General features: G+C 63.7%; 16 protein-coding genes. 9 read left to right on the top strand and 7 right to left on the bottom strand.

Going from position 1 to position 21,844, the window contains the following annotated elements:
- Positions 1-165: 165 nt before the first annotated feature.
- The 4 genes from AC4P1R_RS10025 to AC4P1R_RS10010 all read left to right on the top strand — a co-directional run bounded on the left by AC4P1R_RS10025 (position 166) and on the right by AC4P1R_RS10010 (position 3,986).
- Positions 166-2,244: a methyl-accepting chemotaxis protein gene (locus tag AC4P1R_RS10025; RefSeq protein WP_492176841.1), complete on the top strand. Its 2,079-nt coding sequence runs from the start codon at positions 166-168 to the stop codon at positions 2,242-2,244.
- A gap of 2 nt (positions 2,245-2,246) precedes the next feature.
- The gene (locus AC4P1R_RS10020) at positions 2,247-2,711 is read left to right on the top strand and encodes a chemotaxis protein CheW (RefSeq protein ID WP_069461544.1); all 465 of its coding nucleotides are present in this window, start codon (positions 2,247-2,249) and stop codon (positions 2,709-2,711) included.
- Between the two features lie 233 nt (positions 2,712-2,944).
- Positions 2,945-3,331 (top strand): hypothetical protein, encoded by a 387-nt coding sequence (locus AC4P1R_RS10015; protein ID WP_069461545.1) that lies wholly within the window; start codon positions 2,945-2,947, stop codon positions 3,329-3,331.
- A gap of 331 nt (positions 3,332-3,662) precedes the next feature.
- Positions 3,663-3,986 carry a hypothetical protein gene (locus AC4P1R_RS10010; protein WP_492176840.1) on the top strand — a complete coding sequence of 108 codons (324 nt, stop codon included), beginning with the start codon at positions 3,663-3,665 and terminating at the stop codon, positions 3,984-3,986.
- A gap of 151 nt (positions 3,987-4,137) precedes the next feature.
- On the opposite strand, the gene AC4P1R_RS10005 is transcribed toward AC4P1R_RS10010, so the two are convergent.
- Positions 4,138-4,635: a CreA family protein gene (locus AC4P1R_RS10005; protein WP_069461547.1), complete on the bottom strand. Its 498-nt coding sequence runs from the start codon at positions 4,633-4,635 to the stop codon at positions 4,138-4,140.
- Between the two features lie 202 nt (positions 4,636-4,837).
- Positions 4,838-6,064: a GGDEF domain-containing protein gene (locus AC4P1R_RS10000; RefSeq protein ID WP_492176839.1), complete on the bottom strand. Its 1,227-nt coding sequence runs from the start codon at positions 6,062-6,064 to the stop codon at positions 4,838-4,840.
- 297 nt (positions 6,065-6,361) lie between these two features.
- Between AC4P1R_RS10000 and AC4P1R_RS09995 the strand changes: the two genes are divergently transcribed.
- Entirely contained in the window at positions 6,362-6,823 is a 462-nt protein-coding gene (locus tag AC4P1R_RS09995) for a GNAT family N-acetyltransferase (RefSeq protein ID WP_069461611.1), read from the top strand.
- Between the two features lie 7 nt (positions 6,824-6,830).
- Here AC4P1R_RS09995 and AC4P1R_RS09990 read toward each other — a convergent pair whose 3' ends face one another.
- The 3 genes from AC4P1R_RS09990 to AC4P1R_RS09980 form a co-directional block, all read right to left on the bottom strand.
- Positions 6,831-9,401, bottom strand: a complete 2,571-nt coding sequence (locus tag AC4P1R_RS09990; RefSeq protein ID WP_069461612.1) for an ATP-dependent helicase — start codon at positions 9,399-9,401, stop codon at positions 6,831-6,833.
- A gap of 116 nt (positions 9,402-9,517) precedes the next feature.
- The gene (locus AC4P1R_RS09985) at positions 9,518-9,928 is read right to left on the bottom strand and encodes a carboxymuconolactone decarboxylase family protein (RefSeq protein WP_492176838.1); all 411 of its coding nucleotides are present in this window, start codon (positions 9,926-9,928) and stop codon (positions 9,518-9,520) included.
- Positions 9,929-9,943: 15 nt separating this feature from the next.
- A complete protein-coding gene (locus tag AC4P1R_RS09980) occupies positions 9,944-10,765 on the bottom strand; it encodes a cyclase family protein (RefSeq protein WP_492176837.1) in 822 nt (273 codons plus the stop codon).
- A gap of 294 nt (positions 10,766-11,059) precedes the next feature.
- Here AC4P1R_RS09980 and AC4P1R_RS09975 point away from each other — a divergent pair, with 294 nt between their 5' ends.
- Positions 11,060-12,268 carry an efflux RND transporter periplasmic adaptor subunit gene (locus AC4P1R_RS09975; protein WP_492176836.1) on the top strand — a complete coding sequence of 403 codons (1,209 nt, stop codon included), beginning with the start codon at positions 11,060-11,062 and terminating at the stop codon, positions 12,266-12,268.
- Complete coding sequence (locus AC4P1R_RS09970) at positions 12,265-15,423, top strand: efflux RND transporter permease subunit (RefSeq protein WP_492176835.1); 3,159 nt, start codon at positions 12,265-12,267, stop codon at positions 15,421-15,423. Before AC4P1R_RS09975 ends, AC4P1R_RS09970 begins: the two co-directional genes overlap by 4 nt.
- Positions 15,424-15,432: 9 nt before the next feature.
- On the opposite strand, the gene AC4P1R_RS09965 is transcribed toward AC4P1R_RS09970, so the two are convergent.
- Positions 15,433-15,870, bottom strand: coding sequence for an anthrone oxygenase family protein (locus AC4P1R_RS09965; RefSeq protein ID WP_069461553.1), 438 nt, complete (start codon positions 15,868-15,870; stop codon positions 15,433-15,435).
- A gap of 442 nt (positions 15,871-16,312) precedes the next feature.
- Here AC4P1R_RS09965 and AC4P1R_RS09960 point away from each other — a divergent pair, with 442 nt between their 5' ends.
- Both AC4P1R_RS09960 and AC4P1R_RS09955 read left to right on the top strand, forming a co-directional pair.
- Positions 16,313-17,725, top strand: coding sequence for an FAD-binding oxidoreductase (locus AC4P1R_RS09960; RefSeq protein WP_492176834.1), 1,413 nt, complete (start codon positions 16,313-16,315; stop codon positions 17,723-17,725).
- Positions 17,726-17,745: 20 nt separating this feature from the next.
- Complete coding sequence (locus AC4P1R_RS09955; protein ID WP_492176833.1) at positions 17,746-21,501, top strand: AsmA family protein; 3,756 nt, start codon at positions 17,746-17,748, stop codon at positions 21,499-21,501.
- On the opposite strand, the gene AC4P1R_RS09950 is transcribed toward AC4P1R_RS09955, so the two are convergent.
- Positions 21,488-21,733: a ribbon-helix-helix domain-containing protein gene (locus tag AC4P1R_RS09950; protein ID WP_069461555.1), complete on the bottom strand. Its 246-nt coding sequence runs from the start codon at positions 21,731-21,733 to the stop codon at positions 21,488-21,490. The two genes, AC4P1R_RS09955 and AC4P1R_RS09950, sit on opposite strands and share 14 nt — an antisense overlap.
- Between the last annotated feature and the right edge of the window lie 111 nt (positions 21,734-21,844).

Here is a 21,844-nt window from a genome sequence, read left to right as displayed (position 1 = left end):
TTTTAGCGAATGGTTAAGGTCTGTTTGCCAAAGTCCGTCAATGCGGAGAAGTGCACCGCTTCCCTCTGACATGACGTCATCCGGTTCGATCAGGTCCGGCTTCCGCATTCACCGCAACGAAGGACCATGCCGGCGGAGGCAGGTCCGTGTCACGGGCTGTCCATCATGAACGAACATTCCACCGCCAAGCGCCACCTTTCGGTCAGCCAGAGGTTGGCAACACTTGCAGGTGCCGCCTTGCTCGGTTTCGGCTCCGTCCTGGCGGTCGGCTGGTATCAGAACAGCCGGTCGGAGGCGGCTCTCGAGAAGGCAGCGGTGGCGGAGCAGGGTATGAGAACGGCGCAGGAAATGCGCTTCGCCGGCATCGAACTCGTGCTGATCGCGATGGATACGATCATCGATCGTGAGGAGCGCAAGATTCAGCCGGAGCGCCTGCGCGGGATTGAGGCCTCGCTCGACTTGCTGGACGCGAAGACGAAAGATCTCAAGGGACTGGCGCGCCTTGTTGGCAAGGAGCCGGTTCTTTCCACCTACGAGGACGATCTTGCCGCATTGCGCAAAGCTGTAGAGGTGGACCTGAAACAGATGGTGGAAGCCGGCGCGCCCGCGGCGGATTTCGCGCGCGTCGACGACGTGATCGACCGTGCCGGCGAGCGTATGGGCGCGGCGCTGACCGAAATGGCCGAAGCTGCCGCCACTCTCGCCGCAGACCGCATTGCCGACGCGCGCGTGGAGTCCGGCAATGCGGTGCTCTTCCAGGCGCTCGCCGGAGTTCTGGCGATGGGCGGCATGCTTGCGCTGATCTGGTTCCACGGAGGCGTGCTGCGCCGCGGCGTGCTTGGCCTGCGCGACAGCATGCGGCGGATCCAGTCGGGCGATCTTTCCTCGGCCGTGCCGACGCTCGAGCGCGGCGACGAGATCGGCGAGATGGCGCGCTCGGTCGAGTTGTTCCGCACCGCGGCCATCGAGGCGCGGGCGCTCGAACAATCTTCCGCCGCCGACCGGCAAGAAATGGACCAGGCGCGGGAACGCCAGGCGGCCGAGCGCGAGCAGGCGGTTGCCCGTATCGGATCCGCCGTCGATGCCCTGGGCCGCGCGCTCAATCAACTCGCGGAGGGCAACCTTGCCGTTGCCATTCACGAGCCTTTCGACGGCGACCTCGATGCGCTTCGGCGCGATTTCAACAATGCGGTCGACCGGCTCAGCCACGCACTCGCCAATGTGAAAGAGAACACTGTTTCGATCGAGGGCAATGGCCGCCAGATGCGCAGCGCCGCCGACGATCTGGCGCGGCGGACAGAAAAGCAGGCCGCCTCGCTGGAGCAGACGTCCGCCGCACTAGAGGAGATCACCGCAACGGTGAAAACGGCGACAGAGCGGGCCGAAGAGGCGAGCCGCATGGTCGATGAGACGCGCGTCAACGCCGAGGAATCCGGCCGCATCGTCGGCGATGCGATCGCCGCCATGGCGCGAATCGAAGACGCGTCCAACGAAATAGGCAAGATCATCAACGTCATCGACGAGATTGCTTTCCAGACCAATCTGCTGGCGCTCAACGCCGGCGTCGAGGCGGCCCGGGCGGGCGAGGCGGGCAAGGGCTTCGCCGTCGTCGCCCAGGAGGTTCGCGAGCTTGCGCAGCGGGCCGCCGGCGCGGCGAAGGATATCAAGGCGCTGGTCACGCGCTCTGGCGACGAAGTCGAAAACGGCGTCAAGCTGGTTCGGGCAACGGGCGACGCCCTCGGTCGCATCGGCGTCAATGTTGCACGCATCAACGAACATATGAGTTCGATCGTGGTAGCGGCGCGGGAGCAGTCGACCGGGCTGAACGAAATCAACACGGCTGTTGGCCAACTCGACCAGATGACGCAGCAGAACGCCGCGATGGTCGAGCAGACCAATGCGGCGAGCCACACGCTTGCCCAGGACGCCGAAAGGCTGAGCTCACTCGTCAACCAGTTCCGCAATGGCGAGATGCGAGAAACCGCCCTGCGCGCTGCGGCCCCGACATCGGCGTCGACGGCAGCCCCGGTGCGACCGGCCATGAGGAGTGCCGGGGCCGGATCAGAGAAAGTGCTGGCCACGGCAGCCCCTGCAAGACCGGCGCCGCTGCGCAAGCCCGCCTCGGTGCAGGCAGCCACCCGACCCGCTCCATCCCCCGCCAAGGCGCTCATGGGCAAGCTGGCGGGCGCATTCGGCAACACATCGGCGGCCGCGCCGTCCAGTGACAATTGGGAAGAATTCTGATCATGAGCAACGCAATCAAGCAGACTGGTGCCCAACTCGAAATCGTCTCCTTCCATCTCGGAGACCAGGAATTCTGCATCGATATCATGGCCATCCGTGAAATCCGCGGCTGGGCGCCGGTGACGCCGATGCCGCACACGCCGCCTTACGTGCTCGGCCTCATCAACCTGCGCGGCGCGGTGATCCCGGTCATCGACATGGCGAGCCGGCTGGGCATGAAGATGACCGAACCGTCGGAGCGCGCGGCCATTATCGTCACCGACATCAACGGCAAGCTCGTCGGCCTGCTGGTTGAGCAGGTCTCGGACATGATGACCATCCGCGGCGAGGACCTGCAACCGGCGCCGGAAATCATACCGGAACCCCAGCGCGCCTTCTGCCGCGGTATCGTCGCGCTCGAGAAGACGATGGTCTGTTTCCTCAATCTGGATACGGTAATCGCCGACGAACTAGCCCAGGCCGCCTGAAGAATTTTCCGAAATTCGGATTCGACTTTCGGAGAGCAGAAGGCGCGGGCCCTACAACGCCACGCGACATGCAGTAGGCGCAGGCAGCGGCGCTCGCTCGCGCTGCGGCCGCCTGCGCGAAGTGACCATGCCGATTGCTGGCAGGAACACCTAGAGCGGGAAACGAGTTATCATGGCGAACCTTCCAGTATTTCGCGAAGCATGCGGATACTGATCGGAACAGGAGCACAGCCATGAAAACATTGCTCAAAACGTCACTAGCGGCTTTCGCCCTTTCTTCGGCGCTTGCTGGCGCGGCGACTCCGGCCCTTGCGAACGGTTTTTATCCGGGCATCGATCCGCATCACCCGCCGGGAACCCAGAACAGGATCATTGTCGTGCCGCGGACAGTGAGCCCGTATTATTTCGATCCCGCGCCCACCGGAAGCGTCTACGTGGACACCATGCCGACGGGCAGCATTTATGTCGATCCGGGCCCTATGGGACCGGTCTATGTCCGTCCAGCGCCGATCTACAACCTGTCGCCCTCGGAGATCCGTGAGCGACATCTGAATGAATATCAAGCGGGCGGCGAAGGAGATTACTACCAGGGCATCATCCCTCCGGCGCCAGTTCCGTGAATTAGCAGCCGGATTGCTTGACTGGAGCGCTCGGCCGGCTGATCGCCGGCCGCGCGTGCATTGAGATGTGCGTCAAGTCAAATTCCGTGCAGGCCGGCATCACGCTCGTATGAGTAAACGTGACCAAACGTCAACGCTTACGCCGAACATCCGCCGCGGTGTGGCGTTAACTCGTTGCGTGTTCTTTAAATCGCCTCCGATTTAAGGACGGAATGCGCAGAAATCCCGAAGAACGACTGCCGTCCTGTGCGCATGAATGGATGCGCCTGGCTGTCGTGAAGCTCGGCGTTCGCCGGAGGCGGGATGCCGAACGGACAAAGGAGTGAACGCTATGAGACCATCTCTGAAGACGTCGATTCCCGCACTTGTCCTCTCGTCCGCGCTCCTTGGAGGCGCCGCACCGACCTTGGCGGACAGCTATTACCAGGGCGTCGATCCGCACAACCCTCCGGGGACCCAGAGCCAGCCGCTGATGTCGCTGCCGCCGGTCACCGTGACACCGAATGAGCGTGTCGACCGCATGCCGACCGGCAGCATCGACGTGATGCCGACGGGCAGCATCTTCGATGGGCGGACGATCGACCGCGATCCCTATCCGGAGTACACGCCCGGTGAGGGTCAGTACTATCGGGGAATCGTTCCCCCGAGGCGCTAATTCAGCACCGGCAGCACTGAAGGTCGTTAAAACTGTTAATACCAAGTCTCGTTCCTAATCATCGAGATTTGGTATAGCTGTCCCGCATCGCCGCGCAGGCGAGCGGGACGGCCTCATTTGCCGTCCCGTTCCTTCGTGTCCAGAGACCGCATCAGTCGGGCCGCCCATTTTCCCAGGTTACGGACTGGCCGAAAAGCGGAACCGTGGAGATCGACATTTTGGCGGATCCATCCGTCACCTGGCGTGAATGCGCCAGGTAAATGAGCGTGTCGTTGGCCTTGTCGTAGATGCGCGTCACGAGCAGGTGCTTCCAGATCAGCGACAGCCCGGAGCGAAAGACCTCTTCGCCTTCATTCGACAGTTCGATGTCCCCAATGGCGATCGGACCCGTTTGCCGGCAGGCGATCGAATTGTTCGAAGGATCCTCGAACCAATTGCCGTTCTTGAGGCGGTCGATGACACTGCGGTCGAAATAGGTGACGTGGCAGGTCACGCCGCTGACCTTCGGATCGCGCACGGCATCGATCTTGATGTCGTTGCCGAGCCAATCGACCCCGACTTCGCCGACGGTTTCGGCACGGGTGGGGGCGATCGCTGCGGCTGTGAGCGCGAGGGCAGCGAGGGTCAAGGTACGGATGCGGCGGAACATGACTATCCTCCTATGGGCGATACGGCGCCGCGCGATTTTCGGGCCGATACGCCAAAGCGCGTCGCGTTTAACGGTATTCGTGCAACGCGCTTTAGTTCCTTGTTTTCATGCACGTCGTTGGCCCAACCGCTGCACACTTTTGGGCGACATGCATTAGCGTTCACATAGGTGGGAACTGCATCGATTACGATAGGGGAGCCTTCTATGCGCTCTCGCGCAATCGCTCCTGATCGGACATATCGGCCTGACGCAACTGCGCGGCGGCCGCTGCAAGCACGCGGGCGCTGGGGTCGGCACGGCGCTGCCTCGCAAGCGAACAGCGGTCGCGGCCGTCGGCCTTGGAGTCGTAAAGCGCCATGTCGGCGCGGATCATCACGTCCATGATCGAATCGCCGGGCTCGGCGCCGGCGATACCGATGCTCACCGTCAGTCGGATGCGCTGGTGTGCCCGGCCGGCGGGCGTTTCGCGCACGAGGCGGCAGATCGCCTCGGCGAGAGCGGCTGCCTGTTCCTCCGTGTGGTTGGGGAGGATGATGCCAAATTCCTCGCCGCCGATCCGCCCGAAGGCGCCGCGATCGCCGAGGAAGCCGGAGACGGTCTCGGCGAAATGGGCAAGGGCCATGTCGCCGCAGGCGTGGCCGTAATGGTCATTGATCTGCTTGAAATAGTCGAGATCGAGCAGCAGGAAAGAAGCCGGACGACGGCGCGAAAGAGAGAAGGCGAGAATCCCCTCGCCTTTCTCGATCAGCGCCCTGCGCGACAGGACGCCCGTGAGTTCGTCGCGGGCGATCGCCGTCCGGAGATCGCCGATGATGCGGTTCCGCAGCGTGTGGTTCGCCGCCAGGAAAAGGGACGGCAGGCCGAGCGTTTGCAGGACTGCCAGCGAGAAAGCGTAGCCGGGGGAGGGTGCAGCCTGAAGCGCCACCGCGGACATCGGGCCGAGAGCGTGGATGAGGGACATGCAGGCGATCGCCAGCGCTGCCACGGCGGCAAGGCGGATGGCCGGCCGCCCCGCAGCCCAGCGATCTAGGGTCGGAAGACCGATCACGAGGAGCAGACAGCCGCAAAGGCCGCTGCCGACGAGAACGCGTGTGGTGGAACCGCCGAGACCGCCAAGCGCAATGACGAGGCCGGCGGTACCGGCGGCAAGGGCGACGGCCGTGAAGACGGCCGGAGGTGCCGGCAGGGCGAGGAGACGCCGAAAAGCGAGGAATATGAAAACGAAGGCGGCTATCAGCGCCAAAAAGCCGAACGTTGCGGCAAGCGGCATCCCGAGCAGCGCCGCCACGGCCATCAGCCCGTTTGCAGCTGCGGCCAGGGCGCAACCGGCCGAAAGCTCGCGGCTGCCGGCGGCAGTGCGCCCGAGAGACAACAGGAGCGGCACTATAGCCGAGAGGGCAAGGGCGGATACGGCAGGGAGAAAGCTCATTCGAAACGGCCTGTCGTGCTAAAAATGAAAAGTGGCTTGCGTTCCAGCCGATAAGCAGTCCGATTCGTACCTTTGCCGTATTAACGAAGCCCGGCGAAATTCACTGCAATTTTAGTGGTCTTCGACTTGGGCGCAGGCATTACGCGATTTGAGCACCACGACAATTTCAAGGGCCATCCGCCACGCGCGAATGATGCGCGAAGGTGACAATGTGTGATGAGCGGCTGATGGACCGCGCCAATCCGAGAGGTTATGCTGTCGCCCCCGCAAAGGGTGGTCATTCCGGTGGGTTCGACGATGAGCGAGAACGTCTCCATCCGTCCGGTCGTTCGCAGCGACTACGATCAGTGGCTGGTCCTCTGGGAGCACTACAACGCATCCAACGGACGTTCGGGTGAAAAGGCGCTCGACGCCGACATTACCCTCATGACCTGGTCGCGTTTCTTCGATGCCTATGAACCGATGTATGCGCTTGTCGCGGAAAACAATGGTCGGCTGGTCGGGCTCACCCATTACATTTTCCACCACAGCACCACGGCGATCCAGCCGAACTGCTATCTCCAGGACCTCTTCATCAGAGAAGGCATCCACGGGAAAGGGGTCGGCCAGGCCCTGATCAACGGCGTCTTCGACGCCGCGCGGCGCGCCGGCACGTCACGCGTCTATTGGCTTACGCACGAGTCGAACATCACGGCGATGCAACTTTACGACAAGCTCGCCGAGAAGTCCGGATTCGTGATGTACCGGATGGTGATTTGAGCGGGGCTCACACCCTTTCCACAAATCCGTCCAGTACCCGTTTCTGTCCCGCCCGGTCGAAGTCGATCGTCAGCTTGTTGCCTTCGACGGCGGCGATGTTGCCGTTGCCGAATTTCAGGTGGAAGACGCGGTCGCCGACCTGGAAGCGGGAGGGTTCCGCAGTCGTCGACTTGGCGACGAGCTCGCCCTCGATGGTGCGGGTGCGCGGGCCGGATTCGCCGTAGCCGATGCGCTCGACGGCGTGGCCGGAGCGGGTGCCCCAATTGTCGCGGGTGGCATCCGAGCGGTGCTGCTGGGCGCGCTTCCAGCCGGGTGTCTGGTAGCTGTTCTCGAAGGGATCGGCCTTGTCGAAGCGCGACTGGCCGTAGCCACCGCGGCCATAGCCACCATAGGAAGCTTCCTGCTCGGCCACTTCCACATGGTCGATCGGCAGTTCGTCGAGGAAGCGCGACGGCATGGTGGATTGCCAGAGCCCATGGATGCGGCGGTTCGAGACGAACCAGATATGGCAGCGGCGCTTGGCGCGGGTGATGCCGACATAGGCGAGGCGGCGTTCCTCCTCGAGGCCGGCGCGGCCGCCCTCGTCGAGCGCGCGCTGGTGCGGAAATAGCCCTTCCTCCCAGCCCGGCAGGAATACCGTGTCGAATTCCAGGCCCTTGGCCGAATGCAGCGTCATGATCGAGACGGCATCCATGTCCTCGTTCTGCTCGGCATCCATCACCAGCGCGACATGCTCCAGAAAGCCGCGCATCGACTCGAACGCCTCCATCGAGCGGATGAGTTCCTTCAGGTTTTCGAGGCGCCCGGGAGCTTCGGCCGACTTGTCCGCCTGCCACATCGCCGTATAGCCGCTCTCGTCGAGGATTTTCTCGGCAAGCTCCGTATGCAGGGTCGTCTCGAGCAGCGTCTGCCAGCGGCGGAAATCGGTGACGACGTCGAAGAGGGCCTTGCGCGCCTTCGGCTTCAGTTCGTCCGTCTCGATGATCTCGCTTGCGGCGGCGAGCATCGGAATGTCGCGGCTGCGCGCATAGTCGTGCAGCGTGCGCACGGTGGTTTCGCCAAGCCCACGCTTCGGCGTGTTGATGATGCGTTCGAAGGCGAGGTCGTCGGCCGGCTGGCAGACCAGGCGGAAATAGGCCATGGCATCGCGAATCTCGAGCCGCTCGTAGAAGCGCGGGCCGCCGATGACGCGATAGTTGAGGCCGAGGGTGACGAAGCGGTCTTCGAACTCGCGCATCTGGAACGAGGCGCGCACCAGGATCGCCATGTCGTTCAGATTGTGCTTGCCCCGCTGGAGCTGCTCGATCTCCTCGCCGACCGCGCGGGCCTCTTCCTCGGAGTCCCAGGCGGCGTGCACATGCACCTTCTCGTCGTCCGGATGGCTGCGCTCGGTGAATAGCGTCTTGCCCAGGCGGCCTTCATTGTGGGCTATCAGATGCGACGCGGCGCCGAGAATGTGCTCGGTCGAGCGGTAATTGCGCTCCAGCTTGATGACCTTGGCGCCGGGAAAGTCCTTTTCGAAGCGCAGGATGTTGTCGACCTCCGCCCCGCGCCAGCCATAGATCGACTGATCGTCGTCGCCGACGCAGCAGAGATTGATTTGTTGTATGGGTTTATTCGCGCTCACGCTGTCGCCGCTGCGCGGCTCGCTCCGCAGGGGCGCGCCATCAGGCGCGACGGCCGCTTGGCCTTGCCGGGCTCCGCCCGGATTTCCGGTGCCAGATCGCTCGGAAGACCGGGGCCGCTGCGCCAGGAGCCTGAGCCACATGTACTGCGCCGTATTGGTGTCCTGGTACTCGTCGACGAGGATGTAGCGGAACCTGTCGTGATACTCCTTGAGCACATCCGGATTGGCGCGGAACATCCGGATCGGATGCAGCAGCAGGTCGCCGAAATCGCAAGCGTTCAGCGTTAGAAGCCGGTTCTGGTAGGCGGCGTAGAGCTCGCGGCCCTTGCCGTTGGCAAAGGCGCGGGCGTCGCCCTCGGGGATATGCGAAGGGTCGAGGCCCTTGTTCTTCCAGCCGTCGATCATGCCCGCGAACTGCTTGGCCGGCCAGCGCTTGTCGTCGAGGCCTTCCGCCTGGATCAGCTGCTTGATGAGGCGCACCACGTCGTCGGTGTCAAGAATGGTGAAATCGGATCTCAAGCCCACCAGTTCGGCATGGCGGCGCAGGAGCTTGACGCCGATCGAGTGGAAGGTGCCGAGCCAGGGCATGCCCTCGACCGCATGGCCGACGAGCACGCCGATCCTCTCCTTCATCTCGCGCGCGGCCTTGTTGGTGAAGGTGACGGCGAGGATCTGCGATGGGTAGGCGCGGCCGGTGGAGAGGATATGGGCAATGCGGGTGGTCAGCACGCGCGTCTTGCCGGTGCCGGCACCCGCGAGCACCAATACGGGCCCTTCGAGGGTTTCGACGGCGTCCGCCTGCTCCGGATTGAGACCGGAAAGATAATCCGGACGCTTGGACCTGTCGCGGGCCGCCATGGCACGCGCCGCGATCCCGCCCGTGGCGGAGGCGGGTTTGCGCGGTGCCGGCTCCTCGTCGAAGAAGGGGATGTCGTCGAAACCTTTGCTCATGCGGCCCAATGTAGTGATTCGGGACCGAAAGGCCAGAAAGGATGTTCCTCTTTTATTCCGGGTTCTCTGCCGGGCTCAGCAAGACTGTGGAAAGACTAGCCTTTTCACCGCGCGCATCATTGTTCGCCCCTGGCGTCGAAGGCCGGATCGACCGGCACCTGCAGCGCGGTCGCGAGCTGATTGGTCTTGGCGGCAAGCGCGATCACCATGAGAAGATCGGCGTGCTGCGCGTCCGTCATGCCCTTCGCCTTGGCTGACGCAGTATGGGAATGGATGCAATAGCCGCAGCCATTGGTGACGGAAACGGCGATGTAAAGCATCTCCTTGACCAGCGGGTCGAGAGCCGAGGGCGTCGCCATCACCGCCTTCACCTCTGCCCAGGTGCGCTCCAGCAAGTCCGGGTCGAAGGCAAGCCAGTGCCACATATTGTTGATGAAATTCGATTTGCGCGTTGCGCGGATGTCGTCGAATACCGCCCTGACGCGCGGATCGGCTTCGGGATCGGGTGGCGGCGCGACGGTGCTCATGCGGTAATCCTCCGATCAGACGAGTGCGAAGACGCGTGCCGGACCGCCGGTGCCGCCGCGGTGCTTCGGGGCGCCGAGGACGAGGGTGGCGCCCTTCGCCGGCATCTTGTCGAGATTGGCGGCAGCCTCGAGTCCCCAGCGGCCCTCGGGAAGCCAGGCGTGGTGTGTGGCAAAATCCGGTGAAATCCCATGGTCGAGCGAAAGCGTGTCGACTGCGATGCCGGCGGCCTGCGTTTCCTCCAGCAGGAATTTGGCGGTCTCGACGTGGAATCCGGGGAAGTGCAGTTTACCTGCGGAATCCGCATTGCGGAATTTGTCCGTGCCGACATGATCGGCCCAGCCGGACAGCATCGCGACACAGGCGTTATCCGGGATCTCGCCATTGGCAGCGATCCAGGACTTGATGTCCTCCGGTGTCACCTGGGCATCCGGATCCGCCGCGGCCTTTTTTCGGATGTCGACGACGCAGAGCGGCACGACGAGCTTTTCGACGGGCAGTTCGGCAACGGATAGCCCGTCGGCCGAGAAATGCAGCGGCGCATCCACATGGGTTCCTGTGTGCTCGTTGACGCGCAGCTCGAACAGGTTGAATTTGTGTTCGGCGAAGCTGAACTTCTGCTCGCGGAAAAATTGCTGCTGACCGAAAAAGGTCGGGAACTCCTCGTGAAGCTCATGCGTAAGATCCGTGACGCTGGCGTGGCCTTCGGCAAGCGCCGGCGGCGCGGCCCCAATGCTTGCGGCGGCAATCCCAGCCGTGCCGACCGCTGCCGCGCGGAAGAAGTCTCGCCGCGAAAGCATCCGCTCCTTTACCGATTGAATGACGCATGCATCGCACATTGCCCCTGCTCCCCTGTTTGAGCGTTGAAAACCTGATTGGAGATGCCGCAGTCCGAGCAGCAGGATAGCTAAGCCGTGGCTGCTGTAAACAATGGTTTTCCAGGGTGGCCAATGTCTTTTCCGGTTGCGGAAAGCGCCATCATGCGGCCAACAAATTCTGCTTTCATTACAATTGCGTAATGATGGCGTTCCGAGATTGCCCGCGGGCGGGCGAACAATCATACTCGCGACAACTCGGAACGTTCCTCCCGGTGCGCGCCGCGCCGCCGCGTGCACCTCAAGTCGGAGACATGGATGCGCTTTTGGAAGCAACTGGCGGTCAGCCTCGTCGTTCTCGTCGTCGGGGGCGCCGCCTGGATACGCTTTGCCCCCGGTGCCGGGGAAACGCTGGCGGCGATCGGCGTTTCACATCCTCTCCTCGATGCGCTATCGCGCTCGCAAGGCGGCGAGGGAAGGGGCGGCGAGGGAAGGGGCGGCGAGGGCAATCGCGGGCGCGGCCAGGGCGGACGCGGTGGCGCGGGCGGGGCGGCGCTGGTGGTGGTCAAGCCCGCTGAGACCGCAGTCGTCAACAATAGGCTGAACGTCATAGGCAGCGGCGAAGCAATCCAATCCGTCACGGTGACGCCGACGGCAACGGGCAACCTCACAGAAATTCTCGTCCGGTCCGGCGACCGGATCGAGGCGGGCCAGGTGATCGCGCGGCTCGACAGGGACGATCAGACGATCGCCGCCGAGCAGGCCCGGCTGGCCCGCGACAGCGCCCGGGAAAAGGTCGAGCGCTATCGCAATCTCGGCAGCGCCCGCGTCGTCACGGCGGTCGAGGTGCGCGACGCGGAGATCGCGCTGCAGGCGGCCGAACTGGCGCTGAACACGGCGGAACTCGATCTCAAGCGGCGCGACATCGTTGCCCCGTCGAAGGGGATAGTCGGTATCATCACGGTCAATGTTGGCGATTACGTCACCACTTCGACGCCGATTGCCGTCGTCGACGACCGCTCCGAGATCCTCGTTGACTTCTGGGTGCCGGAACGTTTCGCCAGCAGGATCTACGTCGGCCAGCCGGTGACCGCGAACGCGATCGCCCAGCCCGGCCGTTCGCTCGACGGCGCCATTCATGCGATCGACAACCGCCTCGACCAGACGAGCCGCACGCTTCGCGTGCGGGCGCGGATCGAAAATCCCGACGACATGCTGCGCGCCGGAATGTCCTTCTCGGTCACCATGGCTTTCGATGGCGATCGCTATCCGACCGTCGACCCGCTGGCGATCCAATGGAGCTCGGAAGGAGCCTATGTCTGGCGGATCCAAGGCGACAAGAGCGAGCGCGTGCCGATCAAGATCATCCAGCGCAATCCGGACACGGTTCTTGTCGAGGCCGGGATTTCCGAGGGCGACCGTGTCGTAACGGAAGGCGTGCAGCGGCTGCGCGAAGGCGGCACGGTGCGCATCGCCGGGGAGCCGCGTGCCGCGCCGGAGCAGAAGGTGGCGGGAGACGCGCAATGAACATCGGCTTCGGCGGTCATCGGGGAGGATTGCCAGCCGCGGGAGAGGGCGGCAAGACCGGATTCACCGCGCTTTTCATCCGCCGTCCGATTTTCGCGCTCGTCGTCAACATGCTGATCGTCGTGGCAGGTCTCGCCGCCTGGAACGGCATCGAAATTCGCGAATTGCCCCAGGTCGACCAGCCCGTCATTTCGGTAACGACCGAATTCGAAGGAGCGTCTCCCGAAACGATCGATCGAGAGGTCACCTCGGTCGTCGAAGGCGCCGTTTCGCGCGTTCAAGGCATCAAGGGCATTTCGTCGACGTCTTCCTTCGGCCGCAGCCGCGTCACGCTCGACTTCTCCGACACGACCGATATCGGCCAGGCCGCCAACGACGTGCGCGACGCACTGGGCCGCGTCACCAACCGGCTGCCGGACGACGCGGAGGAGCCGCGGATCGTGAAAGCGGATTCGGACAGCCAGCCGATCATGCGCCTGGCGCTGACCTCCGACGCGATGTCGATGGAAGACATGACGCTCCTGGTCGAGAACGAGATCAGCGACCGGCTGGCGGCGGTGGAGGGCGTTGCCGATGTCACGGTCTATGGCGAGCAGGAGAAGATCTTCCGCATCGACCTGAATCAGGCCAAGCTCGCCGGGCGCGGCATCACCGTCGCCAACCTGCGCGAGGCGCTCGCCAACGCTTCCTATGACGTGCCGGCGGGGTCGCTGACGAGTTCGAGCCAGGACATCTCGGTCCGGGCAACGGCCGACCTGCAGACGCCTGCGCAATTCGAAAACCTGATGCTTGGCAACAATGTCAGGCTCGGCGACGTGGCGACGGTAACGCTGGGTCCGGATACGGGCACCTCGGCCCTGCGTTCCAACGGTCGCCAGGGCATCGGCCTCGGCATCATCCGCCAGGCGCAATCCAACACCGTCAACATTTCCGAAGGCGTGCGCAAGGTGGTCGATACGATCTCCTCGGATATTCTGCCGCAGGGAACCGAGTTGCAGGTGACGAGTGATGACGCGGTCTTCATCAATGGTGCGATCCACGAGGTGGAGATCGCGCTCATGGTTGCGGTCTCCATCGTCACCCTCGTCATCTATCTTTTCCTGCTCGACTGGCGGGCGACGCTGATCCCGACCATCACCATGCCGATCGCGCTGATCGGAACGCTCGCGGCGATTTATCTCGCCGGCTTTTCGATTAATATCCTGACGCTGCTTGCGATCGTGCTCGCCACCGGCCTTGTGGTCGACGATGCCATCGTCGTGCTCGAGAACATCGTGCGCCGCAGGGCCGGCGGGCTTGGGCCGCGGGCGGCGGCCGTGCACGGCACGCTTGAGGTCTTCTTCGCGGTTCTCGCGACCACCGCGACGCTTGCGGCTGTTTTCGTGCCGCTCTCCTTCCTGCCGGGGCAGACCGGTGGGCTTTTCCGCGAGTTCGGTTTCGTGCTTGCGTTTGCCGTGCTCCTGTCGTCCTTCGTCTCGCTGACGCTCTGCCCGATGCTGGCTTCGCGCATGCTGACGACCGAGGCACATGCCCATCACGGCTTCATGCGCCGCTTCGGCGCGCGCGCTTCCGCCTTCTACCGGGCAACGCTGCGGTCCTGCCTCAACGCGCCGCTCGTCGTCTTCGTCGTGGCCGCCTTCTTCACCGCGGCGGGCGCCACCGGTTTCCTGACACTGAAATCGGAACTGACGCCGAACGAGGACCGCTCGCTGGTGATGCTCAGGGTCAATGCGCCCCAGGGGGTGTCGCTCGAATACACGCAGGCGCAGATGCGGCGGATCGAGGATGCGCTGCAGCCGCTGATGAAATCGGGCGAGGTCAGCAATGTATTCTCGATTTCCGGACAGGGCGGTTCAGCCAATAACGGGTTCATGGTCCTGAGACTGACGCCCTGGGAGGGTCGCGAGCGCACGCAGCAGGAGATTGTTGCCGACATCAACAAGGCGACCGCCGCCATACCATCCGTCCGCGCCTTCACGATCCAGTCGAACAGCCTCGGCATTCGCGGCGCCGGCAGCGGCCTTCAGGTGGCGCTGGTCGGCAATGACTATACGAAACTCGGCGACGCGGCGGCGAAACTGGTGCGCGCGATCGAGGATAGCGGCCGGTTTGAGAACGTGCGGCTGAACTATGAGGCCAACCAGGCGCAATTGTCGGTGACGATCGATCGCGAGCGGGCCTCCGACCTCGGCGTCGACATCGGCGGCCTGGCCTGGGCGCTGCAGGCCATGCTCGATGGCAGCAGTGTCGTCGACATCTTCGTAGAGGGCGAGTCCTATCCGGTCAAGCTGCTCTCCTCGACGGCGCCGCTCAACGATCCGACGGATCTGCAGAACATCTTCGTCAAGACAGGTGACGGCCGGATCGTCCCGATGTCGACGATCGCGACGGTCGAGGAGAAGGCCGTGGCGCCGCAGCTCTCGCGCGAGAGCCAACTGCGTTCAGTCTCGCTCTCGGCCGGGCTGAAAGACGACCTGGCGCTCGGGGAAGCCCTGTCGATGGTGGAGCAAATGGCCGAGCCGCTCATGCCGCCCGGCTCGCGGCTGATGCCGCTTGCGGAGGCGGCCACGCTCGACGAGAACGCCAGCGGCCTCTTCATCACCTTCGGCTTTGCGATCGTGATCATCTTCCTGGTGCTGGCGGCGCAATTCGAGAGCTTCGTCAGCGGCATCATCATCATGTCGACGGTGCCGCTCGGGCTTGCCTGCGCCGTCTTCGCGATGATCATGACCGGCAATACGCTGAACATCTACAGCCAGATCGGGCTCGTCATGCTCGTCGGCATCATGGCGAAGAACGGCATACTGATCGTCGAATTTGCCAATCAGTTGCGTGACCGCGGACAGGACGTGCGCAGCGCCATCGAGGATGCGGCCAATATTCGTTTGAGACCGGTGATGATGACCATGATCGCGACCGTCGTCGGCGCCGTGCCGCTGGTGCTCGCAAGCGGCGCCGGGGCGGAAGCCCGCACGGCCCTCGGCTGGGTCCTCGTCGGCGGCCTGGGTCTTGCGGCGGTCGTTACGCTTTATCTGACACCCGTTGCCTATCTCGTGATCGCCCGCTTCACCAGGCCGCATGCGGATGAAGAGCGCAAACTGCACGAGGAGATGGATGCGGCGGCCCTGCTCGAAAAGGCACCCAAGGCCGGTTGAGCGGTGGCTTCAGCCTGTCATCGCATAGGCGGCGGCGAGGTAAATGACTGCAGCGACGGCGCCGAGAGTGCTGCGCCCGGCATGGAGCTTGCCCCAGCGGGTGATCAGTTCGCGGGTTTCGCCGCTCGCCTGGTCTGCCGGCGTCGTCTCCAGGCGCTTGTTGATCGGCATGATGAAATAAAGCGTGTAGGGCCAGTTCATGATGATGACGGCCGCACCGAGACCCCAGAGCGCGTTGCCGGTCTGCCACCAGGCCGCGGCGCCCAGCAGGCCGGACAGGATCGCAAGTGAAGCCTGCATCTCGAAGCCCCGGCGATAGGCCGGGCCCCATTCGGCAAGCGCGGATCGGTGATCGAGGCGAAGCCTTGCCGGTTGCTCGGCGATGTTGATGTAGATGGCGGCGCCGAAGAAGACGGAAGCGGTGAGCAAAGCGAGCAGGCCGAACATGGTAAGGTCTCCCGTTTTCGGACATGATACCCCATGGAACCGCAAACAAAAGCTGCATCTTTGGCGTACCGCATGTCTTCTGGGATGGACCGCGATTTTGCGCCACAGGGCGGGCAGCGCTGGCGGTCCTTCCGCTGCAACTTGTGACAAGCCGGTATCAGCGCGGACGATTTCGATGCCGGCATTGCGAGAATTGGCTTGAACTTCTGGACAAATCGATTCCGATTTGCACAGTAGCGCATTGAAATGAAAGCGCTTCCAGCCCATGCGGCGTGGCGGCGACAAGGCTGGAATGGTCGAAAATGGCGGCGGCGATAATCGGAAGCGGCGCGGAGACTTATTGTCCGGCCTCCTTAATTCCGCGTCGAATTGAGGATACTTTGCGAAGCCGCTCGCACAGACGTTTTTGCGTTTGTCGGAGTTTGGTGGGAAGGAAAGTCGCGTGGCGTTGAAGGCGATCAAGCAGGGCGCAAGAAACGATATCGGGATCGCGGCCGTCAAGACGCTCCTCGGCGCCCGCTTCGGTGAACGGTTCCAGACAGGAGACGCCGTCCGCGCCCAGCACGCTCACACGACGACCTATATTCCGGCGCAATTGCCGGATGCGGTCGTCTTTCCCGAAAATGCCGTCGAGGTGAGCGAGATCGTGAAGATCGCCTCGGCCCATCGCGTGCCGCTCATCGCCTTCGGGGCCGGTTCCTCGCTCGAGGGCCATATCAATGCCCCGCATGGCGGCATATCGGTCGACATGTCGCGCATGAATCGCGTCATCGAGGTCAATCCCGAGGATCTCGACTGCACGGTCGAGCCGGGAGTGACGCGCGAGGAACTGAACACCTTTCTGCGCGACACCGGGCTTTTCTTCCCGATCGATCCCGGTGCGAATGCCTCGATCGGCGGCATGGCATCGACGCGTGCCTCGGGCACCAATGCGGTACGTTATGGCACGATGCGGGAAAATGTGCTTGCGGTGACGGCCGTGGTTGCCGGCGGGCGCGAGATCCGAACCGGACACCGCGCGCGCAAGTCCTCGTCCGGCTACGATCTGACGCGGCTTTTCGTCGGGGCTGAAGGCACGCTCGGCATCATCACTTCGATCACGCTGCGCCTCAACGGCATTCCGGAGGTGATTTCCGGCGGCGTGTGCCCGTTCCGGACGGTAGCGGATGCCTGCAATGCCGTCATCCTGACGATCCAGTCCGGCATTCCCGTGGCGCGGATCGAGCTGCTCGACGCGCTGCAGATGAAGGCCTGCAATGTCTATTCCGGCTTGAGCTACGAGGAGACACCGACGCTTTTCGTCGAGTTTCATGGCAGCGCCGAGAGCGTCGCGCTGCAATCGCGCCACTTCGCCGAAATAGCGTCGGAATTCGGGTCTAAGGGCTTCGTCTGGACGACAAAACCGGAGGAGCGGGCACGGCTCTGGAAAGCGCGGCACAATGCCTATTGGGCGCAGAAGAGCCTGAAGCCCGGCGCCGCCATCCTGGCGACCGATGTCTGCGTGCCGATCTCGCGTCTTGCCGACTGCGTGGCGGCGACGCACGAGGATATTGCCGCGAACGCCTTGATTGCACCGATCGTCGGCCATGTCGGCGACGGTAATTTCCACGTGGGCGTGGTTTTCGACGATAAGGACGCTGATGATGTAGAGCGGGTCGAGGCGTTCATCGAACGGCTGAATAGCCGCGCCCTGGCAATGGATGGTACTTGTACCGGGGAACACGGGATAGGCCAGGGCAAGGTGCCGTTCCTCGAGGCCGAGCTCGGCGAGGCGGTGGATCTGATGAGGCAGATCAAGCATGCGCTGGATCCGGACAATATCTTCAATCCGGGCAAGATTTTTGCCCGAGCCTGAGCAGATGGGAATATGACACGGTGCTGGCGCGCATTTTCGTAATCATTGGCGGCCTTTTGGTCGTCGCGCTGTTCGCGGCGCTGATCGCACCCCTGTTCATTGACTGGACCAATTTCCGCGCCGATTTCGAGCGCGAGGCAAGCCGAATCATGGGCAAGCCCGTCGTGGTGCATGGCAGCGTCGACGCTCGGCTCATTCCCTTCCCCACGGTTACGCTCAATGACGTGCGCGTCGGGCCGACGGACGGCGGCGATCCGCTGGTCCGGGTCGAACATTTCTCAATGAGCGCCGAGCTTGCGCCTTTCCTGAGCGGCGAGGCGTTGATTTACGACATGCGGCTCGACCGGCCCAAGGCGCGTATCCGCCTGCAGCCCGACGGCACGCTCGATTGGGCGCGTGGCCTGCGGTCGGAGATCCCGGCGAGGACGGTGATACTGGAGAAGATCGAGATCGCCGACGGCGAAATCGAGTTCATGGACGAGCAAACCGGACGCACGCGCCGGGTGACCGACCTTTCAGCCGACCTTTCTGCGCGCACGCTCGCAGGGCCCTGGAAGATAGAAGGTGAAGCGGTGCTCGACGGCGAGGCGGGCAGCTTCTCCTTTTCGACGAATGAAGTGGACGAGAGAGGCGTGCGGAGCCTCAGGGCAAAGCTGACGCCGGATGAACGGCCCTTCGGGGTCGAGCTCGACGGCGAGCTCAAGATCGTCGATCTCAAACCGGTCTATGCCGGCCGGTTCACGCTGACGGAAAACCGCCAAGCCGGCGAGGCGGCCGAGGTCAAGGCGGGTGGCGGGCTGCGGATCAACGGTGATTTTCAGCTGACCAATGAAAGCATCCGGGTGCCGGAATACCGTTTCGAGATAGGACCGCCGGATGATCCTTATATCGTCACCGGCGAGGCGACGCTCGATACCGGCAAGGAGCAGAAATTCCTCCTCGTCGCCGACGGGCAGCAGATCGATGTCAGTCGGATCGGCAGTTCCGGGCGCAATGGCAAGACCGACCGCGACCCGGCGGTATCGCTCCGCCAGCGAATCGAAGCGATGATGGCGTTCGCCGCCGATATTCCGATCCCGCAGGTGCCCGGCCGCGCCAGCCTCAGACTCCCGGCGATCGTCATCGGTGACACCACCGTTCGCGACGTGCGTCTCGACGTCAAGCCGGACGGCGCGGGATGGATCATCGACAATGCCGTGGCGCTTCTGCCGGGTCGCACGCAACTGGAGGCGAAGGGGCGGTTGAACCTCCAGGATGAGCGCGCCTTCCGCGGCGATATCGTGATGGCTTCGAACCAGCCGTCGGGGCTCGCCAATTGGCTGGCGGGATCGGTTGATCCCGCCATTCGCAAGCTGAAGACGGCAGGCTTCGCAGCGACCGTGAATCTCACGGATACCCTTCAGCAGTTCGAGAACCTCGAGGTGGCAGCGGGTCCCGCGACGTTGAAGGGCAGGATCGAACGTCTGTCCTTCCCTGAGCAGCAGCCGTCGCTGTCGCTGCAACTCAAGGGCAACCAAATAGACCTGGAGTCACTGCAGGCGCTCGCTGGCCTCGTCGCCGGCGACGCGTCGACGGGAACGCTGCTCACGCATGCGATCGCCGCCGAATTCTCCGCCGAGAGGTTTTCCGCTTTCGGGGAGGAGGCTGAGGATGTCCAGGCGGTCCTGACGCTGAAAAACGGTCAGCTGCAGGCCGAGCGGGTGGCGATCGGAGCGCTTTCCGGTGCAAAACTCGCCTTTTCCGGCCGGATGAGCGGCGGCCTCGAAAAGCCGGCGATTTCGGCAAAGATGAAGCTCGCTGCCGAGGAAATGACGCCTTTCCTGCAAATGATCGGGCGGCATATGGCGGCCCATCCGGCGTTGCGCCGGCTGATCGAGGCCGGCCCCTATTTCGCCGATGCGGCCCTCGACGTGACACTCACCGCCGGGAGCAAGGAAGGTGATGCGCCGGTTACCTTCGGTGTGATCGGCACGGCGAACGGCAGCAAGATCGCCGCGAGCTATCAGGCGCCGGACGTCGCCCAGGCGCTTGCCGGCAGGAACATGCTGCTCGAGGCTACGCTGGAAAATCCGAGGACGCCGGTCCTTCTCGGTCAGGCGGGTCTCGATCCGCTGCCCTTCGATGCGGACGCCAATGGCATCCTTTCGGTGAAGCTGCAGGGCGGAGACGACACCAAGGCTAACGGCACGCTGACCTTCACCACGGAAAGGACGTCGCTTGCCGCCAAGGGCACCGTCGATCTCTCCCGCGATCATTTCTTCGAAGGGCAGGGGAAGCTAACGCTGCAGACCCAGGATCTCGAGCCATACCTCCTGCTTCAGGGGATTGCCCTGCCACAGATGGGAAGCGGCCTTCCCATGACCCTGTCGGCGGAAATCACGTCCGACCCCGAGCGAGTCACGCTTTTGGACATCAAGGGCAAGGCCGACAGCAACGGCTTTGCCGGTGCCTTGTCGATCGACCGCAGGGTGCCGGGCAAGGCGCAGGGCGAACTCGCACTCGATACGCTCGATTTCGGCTGGATGGGCGAGGCGATCCTCGGTCAGGTGCAGGATGCCGCGACGGGCGAATTGTCGACGGCCCCGGTTGCGCAGCCGGACTGGACGAACCTCGACGTTGACGTCAACGTCAAGGCGAAGCATTTCTGGCCAGGCGTCTACGACGCCGTGACCGACTTCAGCGGAAAGCTCGAATTGAAAGGCGAGGAACTGGCGCTCAGCGAGGCAATCGGTGACTGGCTGGGAGGCAAGCTTACGGGGCGGCTGCAGCTCGGCAATGCCAATGGTTCGGGCTTCATGCGTTCGCGTTTCGACCTCAAGGGCGGCGATTTGGGCGCGGCGGGATGGATGCTGCGGGACGGGCCGGCGGCAACAGGCCGATTCGATCTCGCCGTGGCCATGGAAGCCTCGGGTGCGACGCCGCAGGCAATGGCGCAATCGGCGAGCGGCTCGGGAATGGCGGTTTTCAGCGGTGTGACGCTCAACGGGATCAATACGGCGGCGTTGCCGCAACTGATCGCGGCGGCCGATGCGACAAAGACGGAGATCTCGGCCGACAGCATCCGCAAGGTCGCCGAGGAAGAGATCTTCAGCGGGCAGTCGGTGGTCGAAAGCATCGAGGTGCCGTTCAGCATGGCTGGCGGCATCATCAGGATGCAGAACGTCACCGCCGCAGACAGCCATGCGGAGCTTAGCGGCGATGCGTCGATCGATCTTTCGGCCGGGCGTATAAATGCCGCGATCGAGCTCGGATTCCGGCCGGGCGACGAGGCGCTTGCGGGTGCCGAACCGCGGGTGCGTATCGATTATGCCGGCCTGCTGGCGTCGCCCGGCGTCTCCTTCGATGTCACCGATCTGGCGAACTTCCTGTCGCTCCGGGCTTACGAGCGGGAGCGGCGGCGCGTGGAGATGCTGCAGGCGAACGTGCTCGAGAAGCAGCGCCTGCGCCGGGAGGTCCAGCTTTACAAGGCGCAGGCGGAGAAGCGGGAGATCGAGCAGCGGCGGGCGATTATCGAGGAGCGCCGGCGCGAGGCCGCCGCAGCTGAGGCGGCGCGGATGAAGGCCGAGGCGGAAGCGCGGGCGGCGGAAGAACGGCGTGCTGCGGAGGAAGAGCGTCTGCGCACGCGGCAACTGCCGTCATCGCCGCCGCGCGCTGCGCCGACCGAGGATGTGCAGCGGGGCGGCGTGCTGCTGCCGCCGGGCGCAGGCGAGAATGCGGGCCCGCCCGCGGGGCAAGGGCTCAATTTCGAGATGCTGCCCGACATCACGGTTCAATAACCCGTGATACGCCCGCCGCTTCGGCGCGCGCCTTGACCCAGGCAAGCACGTAGAGCCGGATCGCGGAGGAGAGGTTGCCCTCCGGCGCGCGATTGTCATCGATCTCGGCGATCAGCCGCGCCAGCGGAATGCCGCGGCTCTTCGCGATTGATTTCAGCTCCTGCCAGAAGGGATCTTCAAGGGTGAAGCTGGTGCGATGTCCGTGCAGCGTCGCCGAATGCTTGCCGATCATTCGTGGCCTCACAGGTTGATTCAAGTCCTTCGCAATTCGATTCCGCAAGCCGAGCCAAGTCCTTGCTGCAGAATCAAATTCCGGGGGAATCGGCTTGTACGCGAGCGCCGT

The sequence above is a fragment of the Sinorhizobium sp. Y406 genome, from assembly GCF_058732025.1.
The sequence above is the reverse complement of the archived record's forward strand: the minus strand, read 5'-3'. Positions and strand labels throughout refer to the sequence as shown.